The following is a 23,630-nucleotide window of genomic DNA, read 5'->3' on the forward strand; positions in this document are numbered from 1 at the left end:
TTTATTCTCCATTATACTATGTATTATAGCTTATACATTATAACATAGATTATTTGCTAATCTCCATTATAGAGAGTGGTTCAAAAAAAAATAGGACTGCTGATCTGCCAACAGTCCCATTTAATCACTTTCAAACAGATGAACGATGTACTTTCCTCCGCTTTTCATTTTGTACCAAAGCCATTCAAATAATTCATTGATCTCTTCTACATCTCCTGTAATATTTCCAGCAGATGCCATATATTTCTCACCATTAATAATGGTTACATTCCCCTTTACTTCCCCTTCAATCCGGATATCGCCATTCTTAACCGTAATATCGCCATCCACCACTTTTCCTTCTGGAACGACGACGGTATTATTTTCAACAACTAGATTAGCTTGCTTTGTCACTGAAAATCTTTGATCATCACTCCACATGCTAAAAATACTCCCAGCCATCAAAACAAGGAATAGTGAGGCTGCGACAAGAAGCGGATGATGACGGAACCAGCGTTTAACACCCGCACCGCTTTTCTCCTTAGGGAGATTAGCCATCACATTTTTAGCAAAATCACTTGAAGGTTGTAAATTTGACGGACTTTGTATATATGCAATAGTCCTTTTTAGCTCTTGAAAATGAGCTTGACAGCTAGAACATTGCTGTAAATGTTGCTTTAAAATTTGCTCCTTCTCGTAAGGCAGGTCACCATCTAAGTAATCATGCATATAGAGAACGATTTCTTTAGGACACGCCTTCAATTTCCTTCTCACCTTTCCTACAAATTGTTCAGCTGTTTACGAAGCGCTTCCCGCGCCCGATGAATCCGCGTCTTCACTGTTCCCAGTGGCATTTCTAAAACTTCACTTATCTCATTCAGAGAAAGCTCATCAATATATCTTAAAATGACGACAACTCTGTATTTGTCCGGTAATTTCATTATTTCCCGTTGAACAAGCTCTTGAAGCTCCAGCGTCTCCACTTCGGAATCAGGGGATTTTCCTTCAGCCGCAATTTGCGAGTACATAGTCAGACCTTCCGTTCCCGCCACTTCTGCATCAAGAAAATAATCGGGTTTCTTTTTACGAATCCGGTCAATACAAAGATTTGTGGCAATCCGATATAACCATGTCGAAAATTTCCTCTTTTGGTCAAAGCTATGAATGTTGACATATGCTCGGACAAAGGCTTCCTGAGCAATATCTTCTGCCTCATGCCTATTTCCCAACATTCGATAACATAGCTGGAATACCTTATCTTTAAATAATTCTACGATTTCGCCAAACGCTTCCCGATCACCTTTTAAAACCTCTTTGACCCGTTGGTTGATAATCAAATCCATCCCTAATTTACCCCCCGCTCATGCGGTTATCCTTGTATACGTATCTCACAAAAAAAGGTTTCAAACTAAAATAAAAAAAACACCTTTTTTCATATTTATTAAAATATAGGCACACACTACCCTTATAGTACCAAATTTATCGCCACTTGTTTAATTTTAACTAAAATTGGGAATACAAAAAATAACAAAAAATGAGTGGGAAGGTGATACATATGGGAAGGAGAGCAGATTTGCTAAATAAAATTGAAAAACAAAGACAACAAATGATTGAACTCGGTTTAACCTTTTCTTTTGCGGACGAACGTGTTGTTCATACAAGTGATCAATTGGACAAGCTTCTAAATAAATATCACGCTCTTACAACAAATATAGACGAGTAACAATCCTTGGAAGATTGCTACTCGTCTATTTTTTATATAAGATCGTCTTTTTAAAAGCAAATAAAAAAGCCTTGAGTTTCTCAAGACAACTTTAACTGGTGAGCCATGCAGGATTCGAACCTGCGACCCTCTGATTAAAAGTCAGATGCTCTACCAACTGAGCTAATGGCTCATGGCTGGGCTAGCTGGATTCGAACCAACGAGTGACGGAGTCAAAGTCCGTTGCCTTACCGCTTGGCTATAGCCCAACGATGATATATGTATCTTCTCCATACGGGTAGAAAATATTCATGCAAATAAAAAATGGTGGTGGGGGACGGATTCGAACCGCCGAACCCTGAGGGAGCGGATTTACAGTCCGCCGCGTTTAGCCACTTCGCTACCCCACCATTTGAAAAGCGCAAGCGCCTTGGTCAGCCCCGACAAGCAAATGTTCTGAGACAAGAAAAGTACGATTTTGACTTTTATTGTCTCAGGTTATTAATCAGAACATCGGCTAAGGTCGCCACGTCCTGTGGCAACGCCGATGAACTCACATCCTGTGAGCTTCTCGGGGCTAGGCGCTGGAGCTAGATCGCTACATTAAAAGGTATTGCGCTCATTTAAATGTAGCACATATTGAGTGGAGGATGACGGGTTCGAACCGCCGACCCTCTGCTTGTAAGGCAGATGCTCTCCCAGCTGAGCTAATCCTCCATGGAAAATTGCGATGAGCGGCGCATTACTGCGTCAACTCCTTCGATCAGTCGGTCACGTACTGATGTACGCTCCTCCTTCTCTCTTTCGTTTCCTTGTTCTGCTTGCTCCTCCCAATTTTCGGGATTTGCGATGAGCGGCGCTTACTGCGTCAACTCTTTCGATCAGTCGGTCACGTACTGATGTACGCTCGCTCCTTCTCTCTTCGTTTCCTTGTGTTACTTATTTAGATGGTGACCCCTACGGGATTCGAACCCGTGTTACCGCCGTGAAAGGGCGGTGTCTTAACCGCTTGACCAAGGGGCCTAACTCTATTTAGTTTTGTTGAACAGGCTTTTAACGACCCAAAAAAGAGTATAGTGGAAAGTGAGAATTTAGTCAAGCAAAAAAAGGAAATTTTTATTTTCAAAAAATATATCTAGCTAAGTTAGCCAAGAAGTATCCAATCTCTCCATTAGTCTCTCCTCTGTTCTCACATAGAAAAGTAACGTATACTCCAACATTCAAATTACTATTTCTCATTAGCTAAATTCATAAGTCAGCTCAATACCTATCATAGGACACATTATTTTTTCCAAAATCATTAAAAATAGTTTGCTAATTTCTGCAACCAAAACTAAGTTTAACCGTCTTAACAATAAAGAGATTAAAAACAAGGAACATGTGGAGATTTTCCAGAGGGGAGGCAGATATCGTTGCAAGATAATGCTAGACACCAGGATCAAATCATCGAGTGGTATGACAAATATAGCATGGCGCTATTCAAATATATTTTAAAAATGATTCAAGATCCCCAGCAAGCAGAAGATTTGACGCAAGATACTTTTATAAAAGTATACACATATGTCAAAAAGGGGAACGAAATAACCTATCCAAAAACTTTCTTATATCGTATCGCACATAATTTGACTGTGGATCATATCCGCAAAAATAAGCCCATCCAGATGATAAAGGATTTTTTTACTACTAGGGAAGACCCTGGGCCATCCGTGGAAGCGATGGTCGAAATCAAGGAGTCTTCCAAAGAATTATATGATGCACTTTCTCTATTGAAAGCAAATTATCGACAAGTCATTATTTTACGGAAAGTCGAGGAATTTTCTGTCCGGGAGACAGCCGAGATTTTGAACTGGTCGGAAACTAAGGTTAAGACAACATTGTCCCGTGGGCTTCAGGCACTTGCGAACGAAATCCATAAAGGTGGTGCGACGAATGAAATATAATAGCAATCTGGATGAGAAGTTAAAGGAACTGGATCGTGATATTACATGGGGGTCCCGCCGACAACAGCGAGTCCGGCAGCGCCTTATCAACCAAATGAATGAGGATCGAGACAAATCCACTTCATGGTTTAAGCGAAGATTTATACCAGCCTTCTCTGCACTGATGTTTGTAGCAATCGTCACGACGCTTGCACTGAATATGTTCACTAGACAAGATAGCATGGATAATACGCCAAATGGCAATGGCGACATTCAACCGCATATAGTGGAAGATAGGAAGGAGCCAGCAAACAATCCTGATGACTCAACTGCTCAAGACAACCAAAATTCTGAAGCAGAGAAGAATAAAGACAATTCACAGGATAATGAAAATGACCAAAATCAGCCAGATGCTTCAGATGAACAAAAAGAACCTGAGAGCAGTGATTCAAATGACAGAGACGATTCAGATGGATCTCAGGAGCGCTTTTTGACACAGGAAGAGATTATGAATGTGGTGAAAGGACAGATGGAAACGGACTTGGACATCAAATTACCAACGGAAGTACCACTAAAGGATGGTTACCATCTAACTGCCACCACCAATTCAAATGCAACAAATGCTGAGATTGTATTTTACCAACATACTGGGACGATCCCGATCAACAACGAGCAACTGTATCGTAACGATAATCCAGCAGAGGTAGTCGGGCGTGTAACGATCAAGGAATACAACACCCAGGAAGAGGCTGATGAGGCGATTGCCTACGAGAATTTCAGTGAACTCGGCGGTGAGAGGATTGACCTTGGGTATGGGATGACTGGGTATCAAGAAGGAGCAGCTGGCAGCCTGCATACAAGTTGGAACGTCGGACGCTGGGCCCTTTCTCTCAAGAGTAGTACAGAGCAATCCGAAAATAATGTATTGCTTGCAAAAGAAGTAGTAAAGTATCTCACGGAAGAAGCATTGCCAATCCCTCAAGCAAACGGCTATGCCCATCTGGATGCCGATCAGAACGGCACCCACATCATGTGGCAAAGGAATAAGACAGTTTATACGATCGATCAAACAGATGATGTGATGACTGCGCTCAATATGGCGGTACATTTTGAGTAAAGGACCAGAGCTAGAATGCTTCGGATTTTGTATGGGATGGTTAGAGATAAAGTGAACCTTCAATCAGTTGGGGGTTCTTTCATCCCCTACTGATTGTTAGTTGAACCAATCGGGCTTTTACGGGCAGTGTATCCCCACCTATGCTTCTCCGTATTCTCTAATGGCTTGAGGTGGGGGGATTACTGCCCGTTAATGCGGGATAAAAGACAAATAACATTGATATGTTGTGGAGTGGCCCCAATTTAATTGGGGGTCACTCCCATATGGGATTAACTTTTTCAGTTTTTTGGAAAAGTCGCCTCACTATAACTAAATTTTGTCGAATAACGTTGAATTTAAGGAGAAAAAAGAGAGATTGATAGATACATAATGGGGGCGTCAAAATGTTAAGGAGAATTAAACCGTTGGGTTGGCTTGTTATTCTTGCTATTATGGGGTTGTTTTTAACTGGAATAAGCCATTTGGCGAGTGGCCAAACACAAACTATTGCAAACCTACCCGATCGGCAAACAGATATACAATTAAAAGATAAGTTACCGAGTAAGTATCCCGACATCAGCTTAGGATTCGAAATGAAGATAAACGATGATTATCAAATACGGATTCAGCGACCATCTACAAAAAGCACGGCCATGAACGACATTTTACGGGATTGGATTGATAGCCAAAAAGATAGTTTCATAGACAAATTTGCAGACACATCAGATGATAACAAAAAAGAAGCCCCTTCCCTCAAGATCAGTGTAAAAACTGAACAAATAGCCAGCGATTCGTACAGCTTCATCTTCACCCGGGAGGAGTCTGATCAGCATACCGAAACAAAGGTGTTTAACATTGATGTCAAGCAGGAGCGAGAGCTGGAACTGGATGATATTTTAAAAATGGATCATGCAACAATGAAAACACTTCGTAAACAGATGAAAGATTCTCTACAGGATTCCCCTGTAAGTGACGAAGCGCTGGATCGTTTTTTCAATGATTCGTCTGCTTGGAACTGGACCATTAACAAGAAGGCATTCACGTTGTATATCGATGGTGATAATGATTCTTCAGCTTTGAAAGCACCGATTCCAAACGAAAAATTATATCTGAATTTCACCGACGGTATTTCCGAGATTATCAATATGTCGGCTGAACAAAAGCAAGAAATGAATGACACCATTGAAGCAGAAAAGGAGCGAATTCGTAAGGAGGAAGAGCAGCGCAAAGAGCAGGAGAAACGGAAGGCAGAAGAAAGAGCAAAACAACAAAAAAATTCGCCCGCTCATAATAGTGACGGCAAGTATGTGGCCCTAACATTCGATGATGGACCGAGCGCAGAGGTAACACCAAGGGTTCTAGAAACGCTGGCACAGCATGATGCCAAGGCAACCTTTTTCATGATTGGGAACCAGGTAGAGGCGTATCCTGAAATAGCCCAGCAAGTTGCAGCAGCCGGCCATGAAATCGGCAATCACACCGTGGATCATGCCGACTTATCTAAGCTTGATCCAGAAAGCATCCGTAACGAAATCGGCCAATCCGCTGACAGTATTGAACAGGCAACAGGAATTCGCCCCTATTTCGTCCGTCCACCTTACGGGGCATACAACGATGCAGTGATCAATGATGTCGCCAATCAAGGGGACACACTCATTCAATGGTCGGTCGATTCACTCGATTGGCAGAGCAAGAATGCCAATGCAGTGATCAGCGAAATTCAAAAAGAAATCGCATCTGGTGCCATTGTGCTAATGCATGACATCCACCCATCAACCGCTGACGCCCTGCCTCAGCTACTGGACTGGTTGGAATCCCAAGGATACCAATTCGTGACCGTTTCTCAATTGTTAGAGATGGGGGGACAGAATGGTGTTGGTCCGTATTATGGAAATGTGAAATAAAATAGGCGACTGATTATATCCGGGATTGTCTCCCTAGTTCATCAGTCTTCAACCAAAATATTTTTCAATTTCCCTCTTGCATTTTTTATTTGTTATGTTTATAATCAATTTCAATCAACCATACTTAACTTTTTTTAAAGACGATGAAGAGAAGAAGTAGGATTACGGGTTTTACACAGAGAGCTTCGGTAGCTGAAAAGAAGCAAAAATCACGATCTGAACAATGGCCTCTGAGTTGCGAGCTGAACGTCCTTATGGATTATTAGGTGCCGACGAGATTTGGTACTCGTTATCAATACCACAGTATTTCGAGCCATGATTGTATTTAGGCTCCAGTACTTGCAGAGACTGTTTTGTGTGAGCAAACGGTGAATTAAGGTGGTACCACGTGAAATTTAACCACGTCCTTATCTTTTCATAAAGATACGGGCGTGGTTTTTTGCTTTTCTAAAACATTTTTATTCAGATGGAGGAATTTACAATGACAAACAGTTTAGTGATTCAAACAGATTTTGGTTTAAGTGATGGTGCCGTCAGTGCTATGTACGGTGTGGCGACTTCAGTCGATTCGACACTTAGAATCTTTGACCTAACTCATGACATTCCGCAATATAATATATGGGAAGCATCATATCGCCTCTATCAAACCATCACATATTGGCCGGCAGGAACGGTCTTCGTATCGGTTGTCGATCCAGGAGTTGGCTCAGACCGCCGCAGCGTTGTTGCGAAAACCACTGAAGGTCAATACATCGTCACTCCTGATAACGGAACCTTAACCCATATAAAAGATACTACTGGGATTGTTGAAGTAAGAATAATTGATGAGACCATCAATCGCCTACCAAAATCTGGGGAATCGTATACATTTCACGGAAGGGATGTCTATGCCTATACAGGAGCAAGACTTGCCTCTGGTGTTATTTCACTTGAGGAAGTTGGTCCAGAAGTTCCCGTGGATTCAATCATTGGACTCCGAAAATATGAGCCGGCTATTGATGAGACCTCAGTCACTGGAAATATTGATATTCTTGATATTCGTTTTGGCAATCTATGGACCAATATTAGCCGGAAACTCTTCCTGCAATTAGGCATCGAATATGGAGATAATTTCGAAGTGACGATTCAAAATGATACGCGTCAAGTGTACAAAAACATCATGACATATGGGCGTTCTTTTGCGGATAGCCATTTAGGTGAACCATTAATATATGTAAATTCACTCGATAATCTTGGAATAGCCATCAACCAAGGTTCATTCGCCAAAGCGTATCATATCGAAACAGGGGCAAATTGGAAAATTTCACTACGCAAGGTGTCAAAAGTCATATATAATCAGGGATAATAGGAGCAAAGAAAGTGGAGGAGGAGAAGGAAAAATGGGGAAACAATTAGCGATTAAAACAATCGTAGCGATTGGGATAGGAGCGGCCGTTTTTGCTATTTTAGGACGATTTGCTTCCATCCCAACAGGAATCCCGAATACATCGATCAATACAGCGTATGCATTTTTAGCTTTAATGGCGGTTGTTTTCGGTCCTATTGCGGGAGGCCTGATTGGATTGATCGGGCACGCCTTACAGGATTCACTCACGTATGGTAATATTTGGTGGAGCTGGGTCATTGTTTCTGCTTTTGTTGGTTTGACAATTGGATTGGCTGCAAAACGAATCAATATTGAATCCGGAGAATTTGGCAAAAAGAAAATCATTTCTTTTAATATTATTCAAGCCATTGCCCAAATTATTGGATGGGGTCTTATTGCCCCTACACTCGATATACTAATTTATGCAGAACCAGCCAACAAAGTATGGACACAAGGAATTGTCGCTGGTCTTGCGAATATCGTAACGGTTGCTGTCCTTGGTACGATCCTACTAGCAGCCTATGCTAAAACAAGGGTGAAGAGCGGTAGCCTCAAAGTGGAATCTTAAAAAAGAATGTATAAATGATAGAGAGGAAATCGCAACTCGATTTCCTCATTTTGAATGTATTTAAGGAGATCAAAATGAAAAAGCCCGTTATTCAATTCGAACAGTTTAATTTTAAATATCGCACTCAAGTTGATCCCACCCTCCATGATATCAATTTAACGATTTATGAAGGGGAAAAAGTATTGATTGTTGGTCCTTCAGGTTCAGGTAAAAGTACGATTGGTCATTGTCTCAATGGGTTAGTTCCCTTTTCTTATAAAGGTGACATGAGTGGAAATTTGAAAATAATGGGGCAAGAAACGAATAACCTCGATATTTTTACATTATCCAAAATGGTCGGAACAGTTCTCCAAGACCCTGATGGGCAATTCATTGGGCTGACAGTTGGCGAGGATATTGCATTTGCTCTTGAAAATGATGTCCGTGCGCAAAATGAAATGGTCTCTATTGTAAAAGATGTTTCCAAAATGGTCGATATGGATCGTTATTTACAGTCTTCGCTCCATCAATTGTCAGGGGGACAGAAACAACGTGTGTCCCTTGCTGGAATTATGGTAGATGATGTTAATATTTTACTATTTGACGAACCACTCGCCAATCTAGATCCGGCTACCGGAAAACATGCGATTCAACTCATAGATAAGATACAAAAGGAAACAGATACTACTGTCATCATCATTGAACATCGTCTTGAAGATGTCCTTGATTGTCATGTCGATCGAATTATCGTTGTCAACGAAGGGAAAATTGTAGCTGATTCAACTCCTGATGAACTACTCGCTTCTTCCATTCTAGAAGAATGTAATATTCGTGAACCACTTTATGTAAAAGCGGCCAAATATGCTGGGTCTGAAGTAACTGCAGAAACAAGGCCATCCCATATCAATACATTCACCGTTGATAAGGACAAGCTGCTCACATGGTTCAAAGCAACCCATCCTCCTGAAGAAAAGGCGAAAACGGAGACCATTTTAGAACTAGATGATATCTGTTTTCGTTATTCACCCATCCAGGAAACGATTCGTCATGTTTCCTTTTCCATTGATAAAGGTGAAATGATCAGTATTGCGGGGAAAAACGGGGCGGGAAAATCAACCTTGGCCAGCCTTATTTGTGGCTTTATAAAACCGATTTCCGGCCAAATTCTTTTTCAAGGTGAAGATATTACGAATGATACGATTAAAGAACGTGCCGAGCGAATAGGACTTGTCATGCAAAATCCAAACCAAATGATTTCAAAGCATCTGATTTTTGAAGAGGTCTCATTAGGATTAGTTTTACGTGGTGTACCTGAAGATGAAATCAAAGAACGTGTTGAAAAAACTTTGCGAATATGTGGACTCTACCCCTTTCGCAACTGGCCGATTTCTGCTCTCAGCTTTGGGCAAAAGAAGCGTGTCACGATCGCTTCTATATTGGTGTTGGAACCCGAACTCCTAATCTTAGATGAGCCAACCGCGGGTCAGGACTTCAAACACTATACAGAAATCATGGAATTTTTAATGGAACTAAATGAACAAGGCGTCACCATTTTAATCATCACACATGATATGCATTTAATGCTTGAGTACACACCTCGCGCGATTGTCATTGCTGATGGAGAAAAGATCGCTGATGACACTTCGGCGAATATTCTTACAGACCGAGAAATAATCAAAAAGGCAAATCTGAAGGAAACTTCATTATTCGATCTTGCTGTTAAAGCGGAAATTCATGAACCAAGAGAATTCGTTAGAAGATTTATTACCTTCGATAAGGAGGTTCGAAAAACATGGCAGTAGAAATGCTTGGATATATCGATCGTCCCTCTCCTATTCACCGGCTGACGGGTGTCACAAAACTCATCTGTTTCATTCTCTGGTCGACCGCAGCCATGCTGACATACGATACACGAGTTTTGTTATTTTTATTGATAGCAAGTATCGCAATTTTTATCGCGTCACAGGTGAAAATTCGTGAAATCTCTTTTATATTGATTTTTATCTTGGCTTTTTTACTACTGAATAATATTGCCATCTATATTTTTTCACCACAAGAAGGGGTTAAAATTTACGGGACAAGCCATGTATGGTTTGAATTGGTTGGACGATATAATGTAACGTGGGAGCAGCTATTTTATCAATTCAATATTACAATAAAATATTTTACAATTATTCCCGTGGCCATCTTGTTTATCGTCACGACAAATCCAAGTGAATTCGCAGCTTCATTGAACAAAATCGGCGTCAGTTATCGAATTTCATATGCCGTGGCCTTAGCCTTACGCTATATCCCTGACATTCAACGTGACTTTCACAACATTTCCATCAACCAACAAGCCCGTGGAATCGATATGTCGCGCAAAGAGAAATTAGGAAAGCGTGTCAAAAACATCGCTTCCATTGTCATACCGTTAATTCTATCCAGCCTGGACCGCATCGAAACCGTCAGCAATGCAATGGAGCTTCGTGGTTTTGGAAAAAACAAAAAGCGCTCTTGGTACAGCGCCCGCCCCTTTAAACGGATTGATTATATCACGCTTATATTGGTAGGAATTGCGTTTGTTCTTTCACTAATGATTACTTTTCATGACGGGAGTCGGTTTTATAATCCATTCGGGGCATGAGTGTGATCGCCCCGATTCTATCGATTACAAATGAAAAAACGACCCCTGGAGTAACCAAGAATCGCTTCAAATCAATGTTTATATAGTAAGCTTCCAACCGGGCTTGAACCGGTGACCTCATCCTTACCATGGATGCACTCTACCAACTGAGCTATGGAAGCATGGCTCCGCAGGTAGGATTCGAACCTACGACCGATCGGTTAACAGCCGATAGCTCTACCACTGAGCTACTGCGGAATATAGTTTATTCAATAGACAACTTCTATTATAACCAATTTTCCACTTTTTTCAACCCTTTTTATTTTTTCCATTCATCACTTTTATAATCATATCTACCGACTTCTCATGCATAGATTAGATAATGGACGGGCATGAGGGAGGAAAGAAGATGAAATTCTTTTTAGCAGTCAATGGTCGAAAAGTAAAACAAGGAATGTTTATTGTCTTAATCTCATTTTTTACAGCTGTATTATTTTTCTCCCAATCCTCTTTATATATTCCTGTATTTAGCACAAAGGACGGGCCAAAGGCGATATACAAGGGCGATAAAGGGATTGGTTTAACCTTTAATATTGGTTGGGGAGATGTACAAGCTGAGCCAATACTGGACGTATTAGAAGAGAAGGAGATACGATCTGCCACCTTCTTTTTATCAGGGGCATGGGCAGAGAAACACCCTGACACGGTTAAGCGGATTGTTGAGTTAGGCTACGAAATCGGAAGCCTAGGTTACGCGTATGAGGATTACACCGAACTGGATGACGAAGATGTGAAAAGAGATATGTTAAAGTCAATTGAAATTTTAAAGAAACAGGAGATAAAAGAAGTAACACTTCTCCGTTCCCCAACAGGTCATTTTGATGAACGCACACTGAAAATAGCTGAGCAATTGGAATTAACAGTCGTACACTGGAGCGTAAATTCACAAGACTGGAAAAACCCCGGTACAAAGGAAATCATCGAGAATGTAAAAAAGGCAAAAAAAGGAGATATCGTCTTGATGCACGCTTCTGATGCAGCAACACAAACTGCCGATGCCTTACCTGAAATCTTATCGATCTTAAAAGAAAAAGACGATTTAGTTAATCTCTCCGTCCTAATTACCAATGGCAATGTCAAAACAAAGCTCGTTCCATAAGAGAAGCGCAAGGCGCCTATCAAAACACAAAAAGCGAGTCGATTAGCGATTCGCTTTTTGTGTTTGTTTCTTATGTTCAGTTTTTACAGTGTTTTTCTGAGACGACTTTCTTTTCCGTTCTTCAGCTGATAATTTATTGTATTTAGGCAACATTAGAATGAGGTAAGCATTGCAGGCAATCAACGGAAAAATCATTAAATAAACCCAACTGACTTCATTCACTCGTAATACTGGGAGCCATTCTAAAATCGTAACAACGACCATAAAGAAGAGTGCCGACACAAAGGTTGCACGGTTGGTCGTTTTTGCTTTAAAGTACGCAACAATTAATGCGGCTATAAGGAGAAAGATGGCCAATCCCACATAGGGCAGAATACTCTCCCCTGCTCCAGCAAAAGCTTGAAAGCGAAAATAAATGAGATCAAATAAGACAAATACAATCAGCACAAGCTGGACAGCATTCCATAATGAAATAGACCGAAAAATACCTAATCCAAATTGATGAATAAATAAATAAGCAAAAAATCCTACTTGGCTTACAACAGCGAAGATTAAGCCAACACCAACTAGCCAAATAAATGTAGATAAAATGGCACCGATTTTCACCTCAGTAAAATATGGCTGAAATTCATTCCAGCGAATTAAAAACCCTAAAATTCCTGTTATAAGACCGCCCAGTAAAAGGGAGTTAAATAAAAATTTAATCAGGTTGCGTATCGTCACTGTTTAATCCTCCATAACATATCCTTATCACACCGATTTTATCAGTCTTCGCGCAAAAAAGCTATGTTTGGACAGATTGTGCATAAAATCTTCACAAACCACCATATTAAAGGTAAGGGAAAATGGGGATCCATTTACCGTTTTACATTCACGAAAGGAGCGTTCCTCACTCATGAAAACAAGAGTCTTTCTGCTCCTCATACTATCTGTTTTTTTATTAGCATCCTGTGGTGGAGCCGATGGAGGGAATGAAAAACTGGACTACGATCAAACGAAAAAGATGATTGTAGACATATTAAAAACAGATGACGGAAAAAAAGCCATCCAAGAAATTATTAGTGATGAAGATATAAAGCAACAATTGATTATGAATGAAGATATTGTCAAGATTTCAATTGAGCAGGCATTGACTTCCAAAAAAGCGGAGGACTTTTGGAAAAAATCCTTTCAAGACCCCAAATTTGCTGAGGCAATGGCCAAAAGTTTGAAGACAGAGCATGAAAAGTTACTTACAGATTTAATGAAGGATCCACAATATCAACAATTATTTATTGATGTTCTTAAAGATCCTGAGTTGCAAAAGGAATATGCCACAGTCGTTAAAAGTAAGGAATTTCGTGAACATTTACAACAGGTCATTTCGGAAACATTAGAAAGTCCTTTATATAAAGCCAAAATTGAAGATATTTTACAGAAGGAAGCGAAAAAAGCGGGAGAAGAAGGGAACGACAGTAAAAAGGAAGACACCTAACTAAGCTGGCATCCTTTTTCCAAGCTCAAACATGAAGCCCCTAATCATCCTTTTATGAAGGACGTCAGGGGCTCGTTTTAAAAATAGGCAATTCAACGTTCCTCTAAAAGGTCCGCCACTTTTTCAGCTACTTCATAATAAATCTTACCAATTCGGTGATCTTGAGCATAGACCGATGGAGCAAATTCTTCTTCATTCCAATCAGGCTGCTGTAATGGAAGTCTGCCAATAAGCTCGGTTTGCAATTCTTCAGCCAGCTTATCCCCTCCACCTTTACCAAAGACATATTCCTTTTCTCCAGTCACCTTACTTTCGAAATAGGCCATGTTTTCAATCACGCCAAGAATTTCATGGTTTGTCTTTAAAGCCATAGCACCGGCTCTAGCAGCAACAAAAGCAGCAGTAGGATGTGGAGTTGTCACAATAATCTCCTTACAGCTTGGTAAAATTGTGTGCACATCCAAAGCCATATCGCCTGTTCCAGGTGGTAAATCTAACAGTAAATAATCAAGGTCTCCCCATTCCACCTCGGTAAAAAAGTTATTTAACATCTTCCCTAACATAGGTCCACGCCAGATAACAGGCGCATTGTCTTCTACGAAGAAGGCCATCGATATGACTTTGACCCCAAAGCGATCAACAGGTAATATTCGATCTCCCTGTAATTTTGGACGGTCTTCGATTCCCATCATATCTGGAACACTAAAGCCATAAATATCCGCATCAATTAAACCAACCTTTTTCCCGAGACGTGCTAAAGCAACCGCTAAATTAACGGAAACAGTTGACTTTCCAACTCCGCCTTTCCCACTCGCGATCGCAATAAAGGTTGTTGAACTATTAGGAGACAGCAATCCTCCAGGTTCTTCTCCTGGAATCGCCCCAGCAGCCCGATGCTTGTCCAATTCTTCTTCAGTTAATTGATCAAAACGAATGCCAACACTTTCTGCACCTGCCTCTTTCAAAGCCTCCACAATTTTCATTTGGAATTGTAATTGTTCAGGCGTTCCTGTCTTGGCAAGCGCAATTTTTACACTAATATGAGATTTCTCTTCTTTGATTTTCACCTCAAGAATCCCATTTGTCTCTTTAAGCGTTTTATGTAGTAATGGATCTTCCATTTTATTCAGTATTTCAATAGCTTGCTCGTTCGTAACCAAAATTGGCACCTTCCTTTTTGTGGATTCGCTTTCTACACTCAGTATAACATACTTCACTTTGATCAGATTGTTATACGCTTGAGAGGAAAATAACAGAAAGAAAGGTGCATAAAAAAGGACCAAGTCTGCGACTATGCTGACATCCTGTCGGTAATGCTAGTACATCCTTGCGCGTGTTGTGGTGACTTCAACGTTCAACGTGTCGGTACCCTATCTCGCTCGCAGTATCATTTTTATCGAGGCCTGCAGGACGTGGTCACAAACGTGTGACGATTGTTGTAATGAATTTAGTTCCATCCTTACATGTCTGATTCAAGGGATGGCTCTTCTGTAAAATAGCGAGTAATACCTTTATAGATTGAAAAGGCAACTTTATCTTGATACGTATCTAAAAGTAAATTTTCTCGTTCTGTTGGATTAGACAAAAAACCAATTTCCACTAATGCACTTGGCTTTTTAGTTTTTTTCAATAAATATACATTCTCAATGATCTTTGCTTTCCTGTCCGTATTTTCTAAAGTCTCAACCAATTCGGCTTGGATAAAAGTCGCAGCTCGTTTATTCGCTGCATAATGTGGCGTATAAAATGTTTGGGCACCACTCCAGCGTGGTGACGGAATAGCATTCAGATGAATACTAATGACAAGATCTGCCTTTGACTCATTCACCAGCTTCACTCTTTGATGTAGATCTTCTGTTTTTCTCCTGCTATACCCCTTTACATCACTACCAGCCAGATCATTGTCTGTTTCCCTTGTCATTAATACTAAAGCGCCCTGCTCTTGAAGGTAATCACGCAGTTTCAGTGAGACATCTAATGCAATATCCTTTTCTAATGCTTCTGAATCTCCTGCTCCCCCATCTGGACCACCATGGCCTGGATCTAAATAAATAATCTTCCCTGATAAAGGTAAGCTCCAAGCATCAAAGGAATCCTTTGGTATAAACTTATATTGCAATAAAAGAAACAATACAGCCGCTCCGATAAAAAATAAGGCCACTTTTAGACTTTTTCTCATCCCCAAAACTCCTTCATACTTTCTCCTAATGTAAGTTCAAAAAGGATGATAAAAAGGACCAAGTCGGCTAAAGGCGCTGACGTGCTGACTTCTACGTTGCCCACAGGGCGTGGGCGGATTTAGTAGAAGATCCTTATCCTGATACATGAGCACGAGGAAAGCTACCCTGAACCTGCATCGCACGAAGAAAGCAGCGGAGAAACAAGCCAATGAACTTGCGCGCGTGTGGTGGCTTCGACGTTCGACACAGGCGTTTCGGTGCTTAGTCGAAGATCCTTTATCTCGAAGTGTCATTTTTACCGGACTTTTTGAACATCCTCTTTTTTTAATTTATGGGACAAGAATCTCTTTTAGAACTTTAATGTAGGCGAAGTTTGTAACGCTGCTCCCCTTGCTGAAAGCCTCTCCTCCACCACTCATTAATAAACTGTTCACAAGCAGCATAGGTAGACTTTTCTTCGATAAGCTTTTGCCCATAATCCCAATAAAGCCAAAAATTGTATAAGGTGTTCATAAAATGTACCCGATCTTCTCCACATCGATTGCTAATCATCTCCAATGTTTCCCCATAGAGAACAAAACGACTGTATTCGCCTCCGTTTAAGTACGCTTCAATGGCAATATCAAAGCACGCCTCTTCTACCCCATCGTCACCAAACATTCCTACTCCAACAGTTTTTATATGCTGAAGAACACTTTTCTTTAATTCATCTATTGAAAGATTGCGTAATAACTTCCTTTCATAAGTTAACTGCTTTTCTCGCTTTTTCTCTGAAAAAGATGCGACATTATTCATGTTGTATTCAGCCTCCTATTTATAGTCTCAACGTTCAAATAAAAGTCATACATAACTGATCATAAAAAAAAAGTGCAGTTTTTTTCCATTTATCTGAAACATTTATTTAAAATAAACGTCTATATAATAGGAGGAGAATTGCCTATGAAGAAGAGATGGTTCATATTCACAATCCTCATCTTATTAGCGGGATGCTCTGAGACAAATATTGAGTGGACAGACTTTCTAGAATTTCAAGGTAATCAATACCTAGCAACTCAGTATGTTGAAATTTCAGATCCCAATTTTATTGGGGAGCCAATTGGGGAAATTAAGAAAAAGTTAAAAGACCATGTTAAAAACACAAAATACACTCCTAAAAATGGTGATGCAGCCTATTTAAAAGCAGGAACGAAATTATACTCCGTTATTAATCATTCTCACCTGATCGCGGTTAAAGATTCGAATAACATTAATGGATTTAAGATCTATGTGAAGGAAGGATACGTGCCAGATAAACGTATACTTGAACAAGGTGATCCGCCAGCGTTTAAAAAAATAGAGGTTTATGAAGAGGTTGATTACAATCAGTTTCTTTTTAAAAAGTTAATTGAACAAAGCGAGGAATTACAAACATTAATTGCTATCTTACAATCAAACCAAACAGATGACACCATTGTTTATCAGGAAGAAGATCCGCAATCAAAAGCGTTCACTTTTATCTTGTATTCGACTTCTCCCATTGCAGAGAAGCATGCAATTTATTTTAATGGCGAAAATTACTTTGATAAGAACCATCATGTTTTATCAAAAGAGATTGAAGAATTTCTTGTGGGGACAGAAGAGGTGGACGAAAGACACCTTGAATAAAATCGATTACATAAAGGTTTACTAGTATATGGACAGCATTATAAGAAAAGCGCAAGGCGCCCGCCTATCGGCGACAAGCAAATGTTCTGAGTCAAGAAAAGAAAGGCGTTCTTTGCCTTTCAGTGGCTCAGGTTATTATGCAGAACATCGGCTAAATTCGCTTCGTCTGCACTAGTACATCCTGTACGTCGCAACACCAATGGACTCGCTCCTGCGAGCCTCGAGCCGATGGCGCCTGCAGCTAGACAACAACTGCCTAGCCTTAGGGCAATCTTAAGGCTAGGCTTTCTTATCTTTTAAAAAAGAACCCTCATATCACTATGATACGAGAGCCCTTTTTTATTAGAGTTGTTTATAGCTCAGAGATACATTAAGATCTACAAACCCCTTGTTCGCTTCTCCATTTTAGCAACTATTCCTTTACCCCATCATAAATGGTATCAAAATTCCATTCCATCATTTTATAATAAGTGTCCCCATCTTCACCGGCTTCACCTAAAGAATCCGTAAACAGATTTCCTTTTATTTCTTTTCCTGTTTCATCCGCAAGAGCCTCCATGCTTCGAGGATCAACGCTAGTTTCTACAAATAAAGCAGGGATGTTTTGCTCTTTGACAATGTCAGTAATTCGTTTCATTTGGTCCGGCGTACCTTCATCCTCTGTATTGATTTCCCAAATGTATTCCCCATTGAGACCATATGCGTCAGCAAAATATTTGAAGGCTCCTTCACTTGTTACAAATGCTTTACGTTCATCAGGAAGGCCCTCAAAGCGTTCGATGGCTTCATCGTGTAATTTTCGCAATTCCTCAATATATTTATCCGCGTTTTCCGTATAATAGCTTTCACCTTCTGGATCTTCTTTTATCAACATGTCTCGGGCATTTTCTACATATTTAATTCCATTTTCAATATTTAGCCAAGCATGAGGATCCTGTTCATTTTCTTGTCCTTCAGTCGTTAAATATTTCGGTTCGACTCCTTCGCTGAGAACATAGACTGAGGAATCATCCCCATCCTTATCCGTTGTTTCAAGTAATCGGTCAAACCATCCATTCCCTTCCTCAAGGTTTAAACCGTTATAAAAAACCATATCCGCGTCTGCAGTCTGTTTAACATCTTCAGGTAGTGGATCATACTCATGTGGATCCTGCCCAATCGGAACAATAGAGTATACGTCAACACGATCGCCGCCTACTTCCTGTACCATATCGTAAAGGATTGAATAGGTGGTAACCACCTTTAATGAATCTGCAGTATCTCCAGTATCCGATCCATCGTTTGCACCAGTGTCGTTAGATGAACAACCCACTATCAACAATAGTGCCATTAACGCTGTAATCCCTAGTTTAAAAACATTCTTCATTGAATTATCTCCTCATTTCCCCTAATATTTCTTCTCCCTTTGAATGGGTAAAAGTCAGTTCATGTAGATCTTCCTCTTGCTTTCTAAAGTAACGAATGCTTAGGATGCCATGTTACCCATTATTCATTCGAACTTCATTTCTTTTTCTATTGCTTGCCAGCTTCTTAAATAGCACTCCATGTTTGGGTGATATGATAAAAACGATGACAAATAATGCTGCTGAAACTAGAACAATCGAACCACCTGAAGATAAATTGTGTATAAAGCTTAGGTATAAACCAACAATAGCTGCAATTACCCCAAAGCCCATTGCTAAAAAGATCATCGTCGACAGCCGGTTAGTTAAAAGATAGGCTGTTGAAGCAGGTGTAATTAACATGGCAACAACTAAAATAACTCCCACTGTTTGCAATGAAGCAACTGTCACTAAGGTTAACAAAGTCATTAAAAAATAATGGATAAATTGGTTTGGTAACCCATATGTTGCCGACATGGTTGGATCAAACGAACTTATTAAAAGTTCTTTATAAAATAGATACACGCAAGCTAGTATAATAATCCCAATGATTAATGTTAGCCACATATCAGAAGAACGGACGGCCAATACATTACCAAACAAAATATGATATAGATCTGTCGAACTTGTTAAGGAGGTTATTAGCACAATCCCCAGAGCAAAGAAGGCGGTAAAGACAATCCCAATCGATGAATCATTCTTTATATTGCTATTACTATTAACAAAACCGATCCCTAGAGCCGCGAGTATGCCTGTAATAACTGCTCCATAGAAAAAGTTAACACCTAACATATAGGAAATCGCTACACCTGGTAATACAGCATGTGAGATAGCATCTCCCATCAAGGCCATTCCTCTCAAAACAATAAAGCTTCCAATCACTCCACTTATAATCCCTACCATAATTGAAGTTAATAATGCCTTTTGCAAAAAACCATATTCAAACACGGCGTGTATAAATTCCATCAGACTGTCACCCCTTCCGCAGATAAGAAAGGCAGCTGTGATTGATATGCCTTCATCATTATTTCTGGACGTAACACTTCTTCTACAGGCCCATCTTTAATCAATTCCTTGTTTAATAAGATGACATCATCGAAATAAGTGGAAGCTTTATTTAAATCATGATGGACGACAAGCACGGTTTTCCCCTCATTCTTTAAATCCTTTAATATATTCACGATTGTTTCTTCGCTTGTTGCATCAATTCCAACAAATGGCTCATCTAAACAAAACAAGTCGGCTTTCTGAGCAAGTGCTCTTGCCATGAAAACACGTTGCTGCTGTCCCCCCGAAAGTTCTCCAATTTGGCGGTTACTGTATTTTTCCATTCCCACTTTTTCAAGACATTCATACGCCCAATCTTTGTGTTTTCTCCTCGGACGACGAATAACTCCTAGTTCTGGATAAGTGCCGAGAAGGACCGTATCAATCACATTAATAGGAAATGTCCAATCAATATCTGAGCGTTGCGGAACATACGTTATTCTTTTCCGAACGGCTTTTATCGGTTGGCCAAATACTTCGACCTCTCCATAATCTTTAGAAATTAATTCAAGCATAGATTTAAGGAGCGTTGATTTCCCTGCTCCATTAGGCCCGATAATTCCAACTAATTTTCCCTTCTCAACAGTGAAGCTGATATCATGTAAAGCTTCCGTCCCGTGATAAGAAACGAATAACTTTTTTACTTTTAAGGCAGACGTCATGTCTATGCACTCCCTCTATAAGTTAGCCTATCTTCATACTTCTGTTTTCGTATGATTCATCTAACATTTTTCTGAAATGATTTTAAAATGTATTTATATATGATTGTCACTCAGCTTTAACCCAAGTTGTTATTCATCTATATGGATTTCCTTACTGCTGTTTCCATCACGCTCACCTCTTGATCATTCCTATATATATTTTATTGGGTGAATCCTCATTTGTTAGTTATATGACAATAAGTTTCCCTAGTCCAAATTTTAATTATACTATACGCTCTCTCCCCTTATTTGTAAACCCCATTTCATAATTTTTTATTAAATCATTTAAAATTAAATGCTTTTAAGACTACGGTATGCACCAAAAAGTTCTTAGACATCAAAAAAAAATTTCATAAGGAATGTAATAAATGCTCCCCCTTTTTTCGTCAAGATATGGTATACTATAAATGAATCAATTGTTCAATGTTTCACAAACATTTCTTCCCTTTTTTGCTCACTATTTCACAAATTGAGGAGGTTTCATAATGGAACAATGGGAAAATTTTATAGAAGGATCTTGGCAATCAGAAGTAGATGTTCGAAATTTTATCATGCTTAATTATAATTTATATGAGGGCAATGGCGATTTTCTAGAGGGGCCGACAATGGAAACTGAAACTCTATGGGATCAGGTTATGGACCTAACCAAACAAGAAAGAGACAATGGCGGCGTTCTAGATATGGATACCCAGATTGTCTCAACTATCACCTCTCATGGAGCTGGTTATTTAAACAAAGACTTAGAAAAAGTAGTAGGCGTTCAAACGGATCAGCCTTTTAAACGTTCTCTCCAGCCTTATGGCGGTATTCGTATGGCGGAAGCGGCTGCTGAAGCATATGGCTACAAGGTGGCGGACGAAGTCCATGATACTTTTACAACGTATAGAAAGACTCATAATCAAGGTGTCTTTGACGTTTATACTCCTGAAATGAGAATGGCTAGAAAAGCGGGCATTATCACAGGGCTTCCAGATGCATATGGACGTGGGAGAATTATAGGTGATTATCGCCGGGTTGCCCTTTACGGTGTCGATTTCCTCATCCAGGAGAAACAAAAGGATTTAATGCTTAATGATGGCACAATGACAGAAGAAATCATTCGAGAGCGGGAGGAAACGGCCGAACAAATTAGGGCTTTGCAAGAATTAAAAGAGCTTGCTCAAAGCTATGGTTTTGATATTTCCAAACCAGCTCAGGATGCACGTGAGGCTTTCCAATGGTTATATTTCGCCTATTTAGCTGCGATTAAGGAACAAAATGGTGCTGCCATGAGTTTAGGGCGTGTCTCTACGTTTCTTGATATTTATCTTGAAAGAGATTTGCAGAACGGAACGTTGAATGAAAGAGAAGCTCAGGAACTTGTTGATCATTTTGTAATGAAACTACGACTTGTAAAATTTGCAAGAACTCCTGATTATAATGAGTTATTTAGTGGGGATCCAACATGGGTAACAGAATCAATTGGCGGAATCAACCTTGATGGCGTACCACTAGTCACGAAAAATTCATTTCGCTTCTTGCATACTTTAGAGAATCTTGGCCCAGCTCCTGAACCTAATTTAACGGTTTTATGGTCACCAAAACTTCCGGAGGCATTTAAAGATTACTGTGCCCAAATGTCCATTCAAACAAGTTCAATTCAATATGAAAACGACGATATAATGAGGGAACATTACGGGGACGATTACGGGATTGCTTGTTGTGTCTCAGCGATGCGAATTGGAAAACAAATGCAATTCTTCGGGGCACGTGCAAACTTGGCTAAAGCATTGCTCTACGCTATCAACGGCGGAAGGGATGAATTGAAAAATCTTCAGGTTGGCCCTGAATTCGCTCCGATTACAACAGAATACCTAGAATTTGACGAAGTCATGGAGAAGTTTGATCAAATGATGGATTGGCTCGCAAAGCTGTATATGAATGCATTGAATGTGATTCATTACATGCATGATAAATACAGCTATGAACGGATTGAAATGGCCTTGCATGATCGACATATCATAAGAACAATGGCCGGAGGGATTGCTGGATTATCGGTTGTAGCTGACTCTTTAAGTGCCATCAAATTTGCCAAGGTAAAAACGATTCGTGACGAAAATGGTCTTGTCGTTGATTTTGATATTGAAGGTGACTTCCCTAAATATGGAAATAATGATGATCGTGTCGACGAAATCGCCGTTGAAGTTGTTAAAACATTTATGAACAAATTCCAGAAGCACCAAGCTTACCGGGGGGCGACTCCAACTTTATCTGTACTAACGATTACATCTAATGTTGTATACGGCAAGAAAACTGGAAATACGCCAGATGGCAGACGTAAAGGAGAGCCATTTGCACCAGGTGCAAATCCGTTACATGGAAGAGACCAGAAAGGTGCTCTAGCTTCTCTTAGCTCTGTTGCTAAAATACCTTATGATTATGCCCTTGACGGTATTTCCAATACTTTCTCCATCGTGCCAAAAGCTCTGGGAAAAGAAGAAAAAATAAGAAATACAAACCTTGCTGCTATTCTGGATGGGTACATGGTGAAGAAAGGTCATCACTTAAATATTAATGTCTTCAACAGAGATACATTACTAGACGCAATGGAGCATCCTGAAGAATATCCGCAATTAACGATTCGGGTATCTGGATATGCGGTGAACTTCATAAAATTAACACGGGAACAACAAATCGACGTCATTAACCGCACCTTCCATGAAACGATGTAAGAACAAAAGCGCATGCGCCCGTTTAGCGACGTACAAACTTTCATAGTAAGGATGAACAGCTAAAAACGCGCCGTCCTGGCGCAACGCTGTTCTGACATACATCCTGTATGCCTGAGATAAAGGATACACGGCGAAACATGAGCCGATGTTGACTTATCGTAGGAAGAAGCTGAAAGTTTGCTAGTCGCTGGGCGCTGGAGCTGGATGACAAAAC

At 40.1% G+C, this 23,630-nt stretch carries 21 protein-coding genes, 7 tRNA genes and 1 other annotated feature; of the genes, 12 read left to right on the forward strand and 16 right to left on the reverse strand.

Annotation, left to right across the window (positions count from 1 at the left end):
- Positions 1 to 120 precede the first annotated feature (120 nt).
- Complete coding sequence (locus tag KI375_RS12625; RefSeq protein WP_212973856.1) at positions 121 to 741, reverse strand: anti-sigma factor family protein; 621 nt, start codon at positions 739 to 741, stop codon at positions 121 to 123.
- Positions 742 to 758: 17 nt separating this feature from the next.
- The gene (gene sigW / locus KI375_RS12630) at positions 759 to 1,322 is read right to left on the reverse strand and encodes an RNA polymerase sigma factor SigW (protein WP_212973857.1); all 564 of its coding nucleotides are present in this window, start codon (positions 1,320 to 1,322) and stop codon (positions 759 to 761) included.
- A 212-nt stretch (positions 1,323 to 1,534) separates the two neighbouring features.
- On the opposite strand from sigW, the gene KI375_RS12635 reads away from it, so the two are divergent.
- The gene (locus tag KI375_RS12635; protein ID WP_212973858.1) at positions 1,535 to 1,702 is read left to right on the forward strand and encodes an aspartyl-phosphate phosphatase Spo0E family protein; all 168 of its coding nucleotides are present in this window, start codon (positions 1,535 to 1,537) and stop codon (positions 1,700 to 1,702) included.
- A gap of 96 nt (positions 1,703 to 1,798) precedes the next feature.
- On the opposite strand, the gene KI375_RS12640 is transcribed toward KI375_RS12635, so the two are convergent.
- The 5 genes from KI375_RS12640 to KI375_RS12660 all read right to left on the reverse strand — a co-directional run bounded on the left by KI375_RS12640 (position 1,799) and on the right by KI375_RS12660 (position 2,704).
- Positions 1,799 to 1,874: transfer RNA gene (locus KI375_RS12640), tRNA-Lys, on the reverse strand.
- Position 1,875: 1 nt separating this feature from the next.
- Positions 1,876 to 1,950, reverse strand: a tRNA-Gln gene (locus KI375_RS12645).
- A 56-nt stretch (positions 1,951 to 2,006) separates the two neighbouring features.
- A tRNA-Tyr gene (locus tag KI375_RS12650) sits at positions 2,007 to 2,091 on the reverse strand.
- Positions 2,092 to 2,325: 234 nt separating this feature from the next.
- Positions 2,326 to 2,398: transfer RNA gene (locus tag KI375_RS12655), tRNA-Val, on the reverse strand.
- A 231-nt stretch (positions 2,399 to 2,629) separates the two neighbouring features.
- A tRNA-Glu gene (locus KI375_RS12660) sits at positions 2,630 to 2,704 on the reverse strand.
- 389 nt (positions 2,705 to 3,093) lie between these two features.
- On the opposite strand from KI375_RS12660, the gene KI375_RS12665 reads away from it, so the two are divergent.
- The 7 genes from KI375_RS12665 to KI375_RS12695 all read left to right on the forward strand — a co-directional run bounded on the left by KI375_RS12665 (position 3,094) and on the right by KI375_RS12695 (position 11,139).
- Complete coding sequence (locus KI375_RS12665) at positions 3,094 to 3,621, forward strand: RNA polymerase sigma factor (protein WP_244852600.1); 528 nt, start codon at positions 3,094 to 3,096, stop codon at positions 3,619 to 3,621.
- Positions 3,611 to 4,717 carry a hypothetical protein gene (locus KI375_RS12670; RefSeq protein WP_212973859.1) on the forward strand — a complete coding sequence of 369 codons (1,107 nt, stop codon included), beginning with the start codon at positions 3,611 to 3,613 and terminating at the stop codon, positions 4,715 to 4,717. Before KI375_RS12665 ends, KI375_RS12670 begins: the two co-directional genes overlap by 11 nt.
- A 383-nt stretch (positions 4,718 to 5,100) precedes the next feature.
- Positions 5,101 to 6,600, forward strand: a complete 1,500-nt coding sequence (locus KI375_RS12675; protein ID WP_212973860.1) for a polysaccharide deacetylase family protein — start codon at positions 5,101 to 5,103, stop codon at positions 6,598 to 6,600.
- Positions 6,601 to 6,734: 134 nt separating this feature from the next.
- Positions 6,735 to 7,012, forward strand: a binding site (T-box leader).
- A gap of 69 nt (positions 7,013 to 7,081) precedes the next feature.
- Complete coding sequence (locus KI375_RS12680; RefSeq protein ID WP_212973861.1) at positions 7,082 to 7,945, forward strand: SAM hydrolase/SAM-dependent halogenase family protein; 864 nt, start codon at positions 7,082 to 7,084, stop codon at positions 7,943 to 7,945.
- A gap of 34 nt (positions 7,946 to 7,979) precedes the next feature.
- The gene (locus KI375_RS12685; protein WP_212973862.1) at positions 7,980 to 8,534 is read left to right on the forward strand and encodes an ECF-type riboflavin transporter substrate-binding protein; all 555 of its coding nucleotides are present in this window, start codon (positions 7,980 to 7,982) and stop codon (positions 8,532 to 8,534) included.
- Positions 8,535 to 8,608: 74 nt separating this feature from the next.
- On the forward strand, positions 8,609 to 10,315 hold the full coding sequence (locus KI375_RS12690; RefSeq protein ID WP_212973863.1) for an ABC transporter ATP-binding protein: 1,707 nt from the start codon (positions 8,609 to 8,611) through the stop codon (positions 10,313 to 10,315).
- Complete coding sequence (locus tag KI375_RS12695; RefSeq protein WP_212973864.1) at positions 10,306 to 11,139, forward strand: energy-coupling factor transporter transmembrane component T family protein; 834 nt, start codon at positions 10,306 to 10,308, stop codon at positions 11,137 to 11,139. The genes KI375_RS12690 and KI375_RS12695 overlap by 10 nt, the downstream gene beginning before the upstream one ends.
- Positions 11,140 to 11,227: 88 nt before the next feature.
- On the opposite strand, the gene KI375_RS12700 is transcribed toward KI375_RS12695, so the two are convergent.
- Together KI375_RS12700 and KI375_RS12705 are read right to left on the reverse strand one after the other, a co-directional pair.
- Positions 11,228 to 11,300 (reverse strand) — tRNA-Thr (locus tag KI375_RS12700).
- Position 11,301: 1 nt separating this feature from the next.
- A tRNA-Asn gene (locus KI375_RS12705) sits at positions 11,302 to 11,376 on the reverse strand.
- Positions 11,377 to 11,527: 151 nt separating this feature from the next.
- Between KI375_RS12705 and KI375_RS12710 the strand changes: the two genes are divergently transcribed.
- Positions 11,528 to 12,277 (forward strand): polysaccharide deacetylase family protein, encoded by a 750-nt coding sequence (locus KI375_RS12710; RefSeq protein WP_212973865.1) that lies wholly within the window; start codon positions 11,528 to 11,530, stop codon positions 12,275 to 12,277.
- 42 nt (positions 12,278 to 12,319) lie between these two features.
- Here the strand turns inward: KI375_RS12710 and KI375_RS12715 are convergent, their stop codons facing one another.
- Positions 12,320 to 13,000, reverse strand: coding sequence for a KinB-signaling pathway activation protein (locus KI375_RS12715; RefSeq protein WP_212973866.1), 681 nt, complete (start codon positions 12,998 to 13,000; stop codon positions 12,320 to 12,322).
- 172 nt (positions 13,001 to 13,172) lie between these two features.
- Between KI375_RS12715 and gerD the strand changes: the two genes are divergently transcribed.
- Positions 13,173 to 13,751, forward strand: coding sequence for a spore germination lipoprotein GerD (gerD, locus tag KI375_RS12720; protein WP_212973867.1), 579 nt, complete (start codon positions 13,173 to 13,175; stop codon positions 13,749 to 13,751).
- Between the two features lie 92 nt (positions 13,752 to 13,843).
- Here gerD and KI375_RS12725 read toward each other — a convergent pair whose 3' ends face one another.
- From KI375_RS12725 to KI375_RS12735, 3 genes are all read right to left on the reverse strand, one after another.
- Entirely contained in the window at positions 13,844 to 14,911 is a 1,068-nt protein-coding gene (locus KI375_RS12725) for an Mrp/NBP35 family ATP-binding protein (protein ID WP_212973868.1), read from the reverse strand.
- A gap of 299 nt (positions 14,912 to 15,210) precedes the next feature.
- Entirely contained in the window at positions 15,211 to 15,930 is a 720-nt protein-coding gene (gene cwlD / locus KI375_RS12730; RefSeq protein WP_212973869.1) for an N-acetylmuramoyl-L-alanine amidase CwlD, read from the reverse strand.
- Positions 15,931 to 16,288: 358 nt separating this feature from the next.
- Positions 16,289 to 16,726: a DUF2521 family protein gene (locus KI375_RS12735; protein ID WP_212973870.1), complete on the reverse strand. Its 438-nt coding sequence runs from the start codon at positions 16,724 to 16,726 to the stop codon at positions 16,289 to 16,291.
- 144 nt (positions 16,727 to 16,870) lie between these two features.
- On the opposite strand from KI375_RS12735, the gene KI375_RS12740 reads away from it, so the two are divergent.
- The gene (locus KI375_RS12740) at positions 16,871 to 17,575 is read left to right on the forward strand and encodes a hypothetical protein (protein WP_212973871.1); all 705 of its coding nucleotides are present in this window, start codon (positions 16,871 to 16,873) and stop codon (positions 17,573 to 17,575) included.
- A gap of 412 nt (positions 17,576 to 17,987) precedes the next feature.
- On the opposite strand, the gene KI375_RS12745 is transcribed toward KI375_RS12740, so the two are convergent.
- From KI375_RS12745 to KI375_RS12755, 3 genes are all read right to left on the reverse strand, one after another.
- The gene (locus tag KI375_RS12745) at positions 17,988 to 18,941 is read right to left on the reverse strand and encodes a metal ABC transporter substrate-binding protein (protein WP_212973872.1); all 954 of its coding nucleotides are present in this window, start codon (positions 18,939 to 18,941) and stop codon (positions 17,988 to 17,990) included.
- A gap of 112 nt (positions 18,942 to 19,053) precedes the next feature.
- Positions 19,054 to 19,923, reverse strand: coding sequence for a metal ABC transporter permease (locus tag KI375_RS12750; protein ID WP_212973873.1), 870 nt, complete (start codon positions 19,921 to 19,923; stop codon positions 19,054 to 19,056).
- Positions 19,923 to 20,666 carry a metal ABC transporter ATP-binding protein gene (locus KI375_RS12755; RefSeq protein ID WP_212973874.1) on the reverse strand — a complete coding sequence of 248 codons (744 nt, stop codon included), beginning with the start codon at positions 20,664 to 20,666 and terminating at the stop codon, positions 19,923 to 19,925. The genes KI375_RS12750 and KI375_RS12755 overlap by 1 nt, the downstream gene beginning before the upstream one ends.
- Positions 20,667 to 21,190: 524 nt before the next feature.
- Between KI375_RS12755 and pflB the strand changes: the two genes are divergently transcribed.
- Positions 21,191 to 23,416: a formate C-acetyltransferase gene (gene pflB, locus KI375_RS12760; RefSeq protein ID WP_212973875.1), complete on the forward strand. Its 2,226-nt coding sequence runs from the start codon at positions 21,191 to 21,193 to the stop codon at positions 23,414 to 23,416.
- Positions 23,417 to 23,630 lie beyond the last annotated feature (214 nt).

It is taken from the genome of Bacillus sp. J14TS2, assembly GCF_018333015.1.
In the GTDB taxonomy this organism is placed as follows: domain Bacteria; phylum Bacillota; class Bacilli; order Bacillales; family Bacillaceae_C; genus Lederbergia.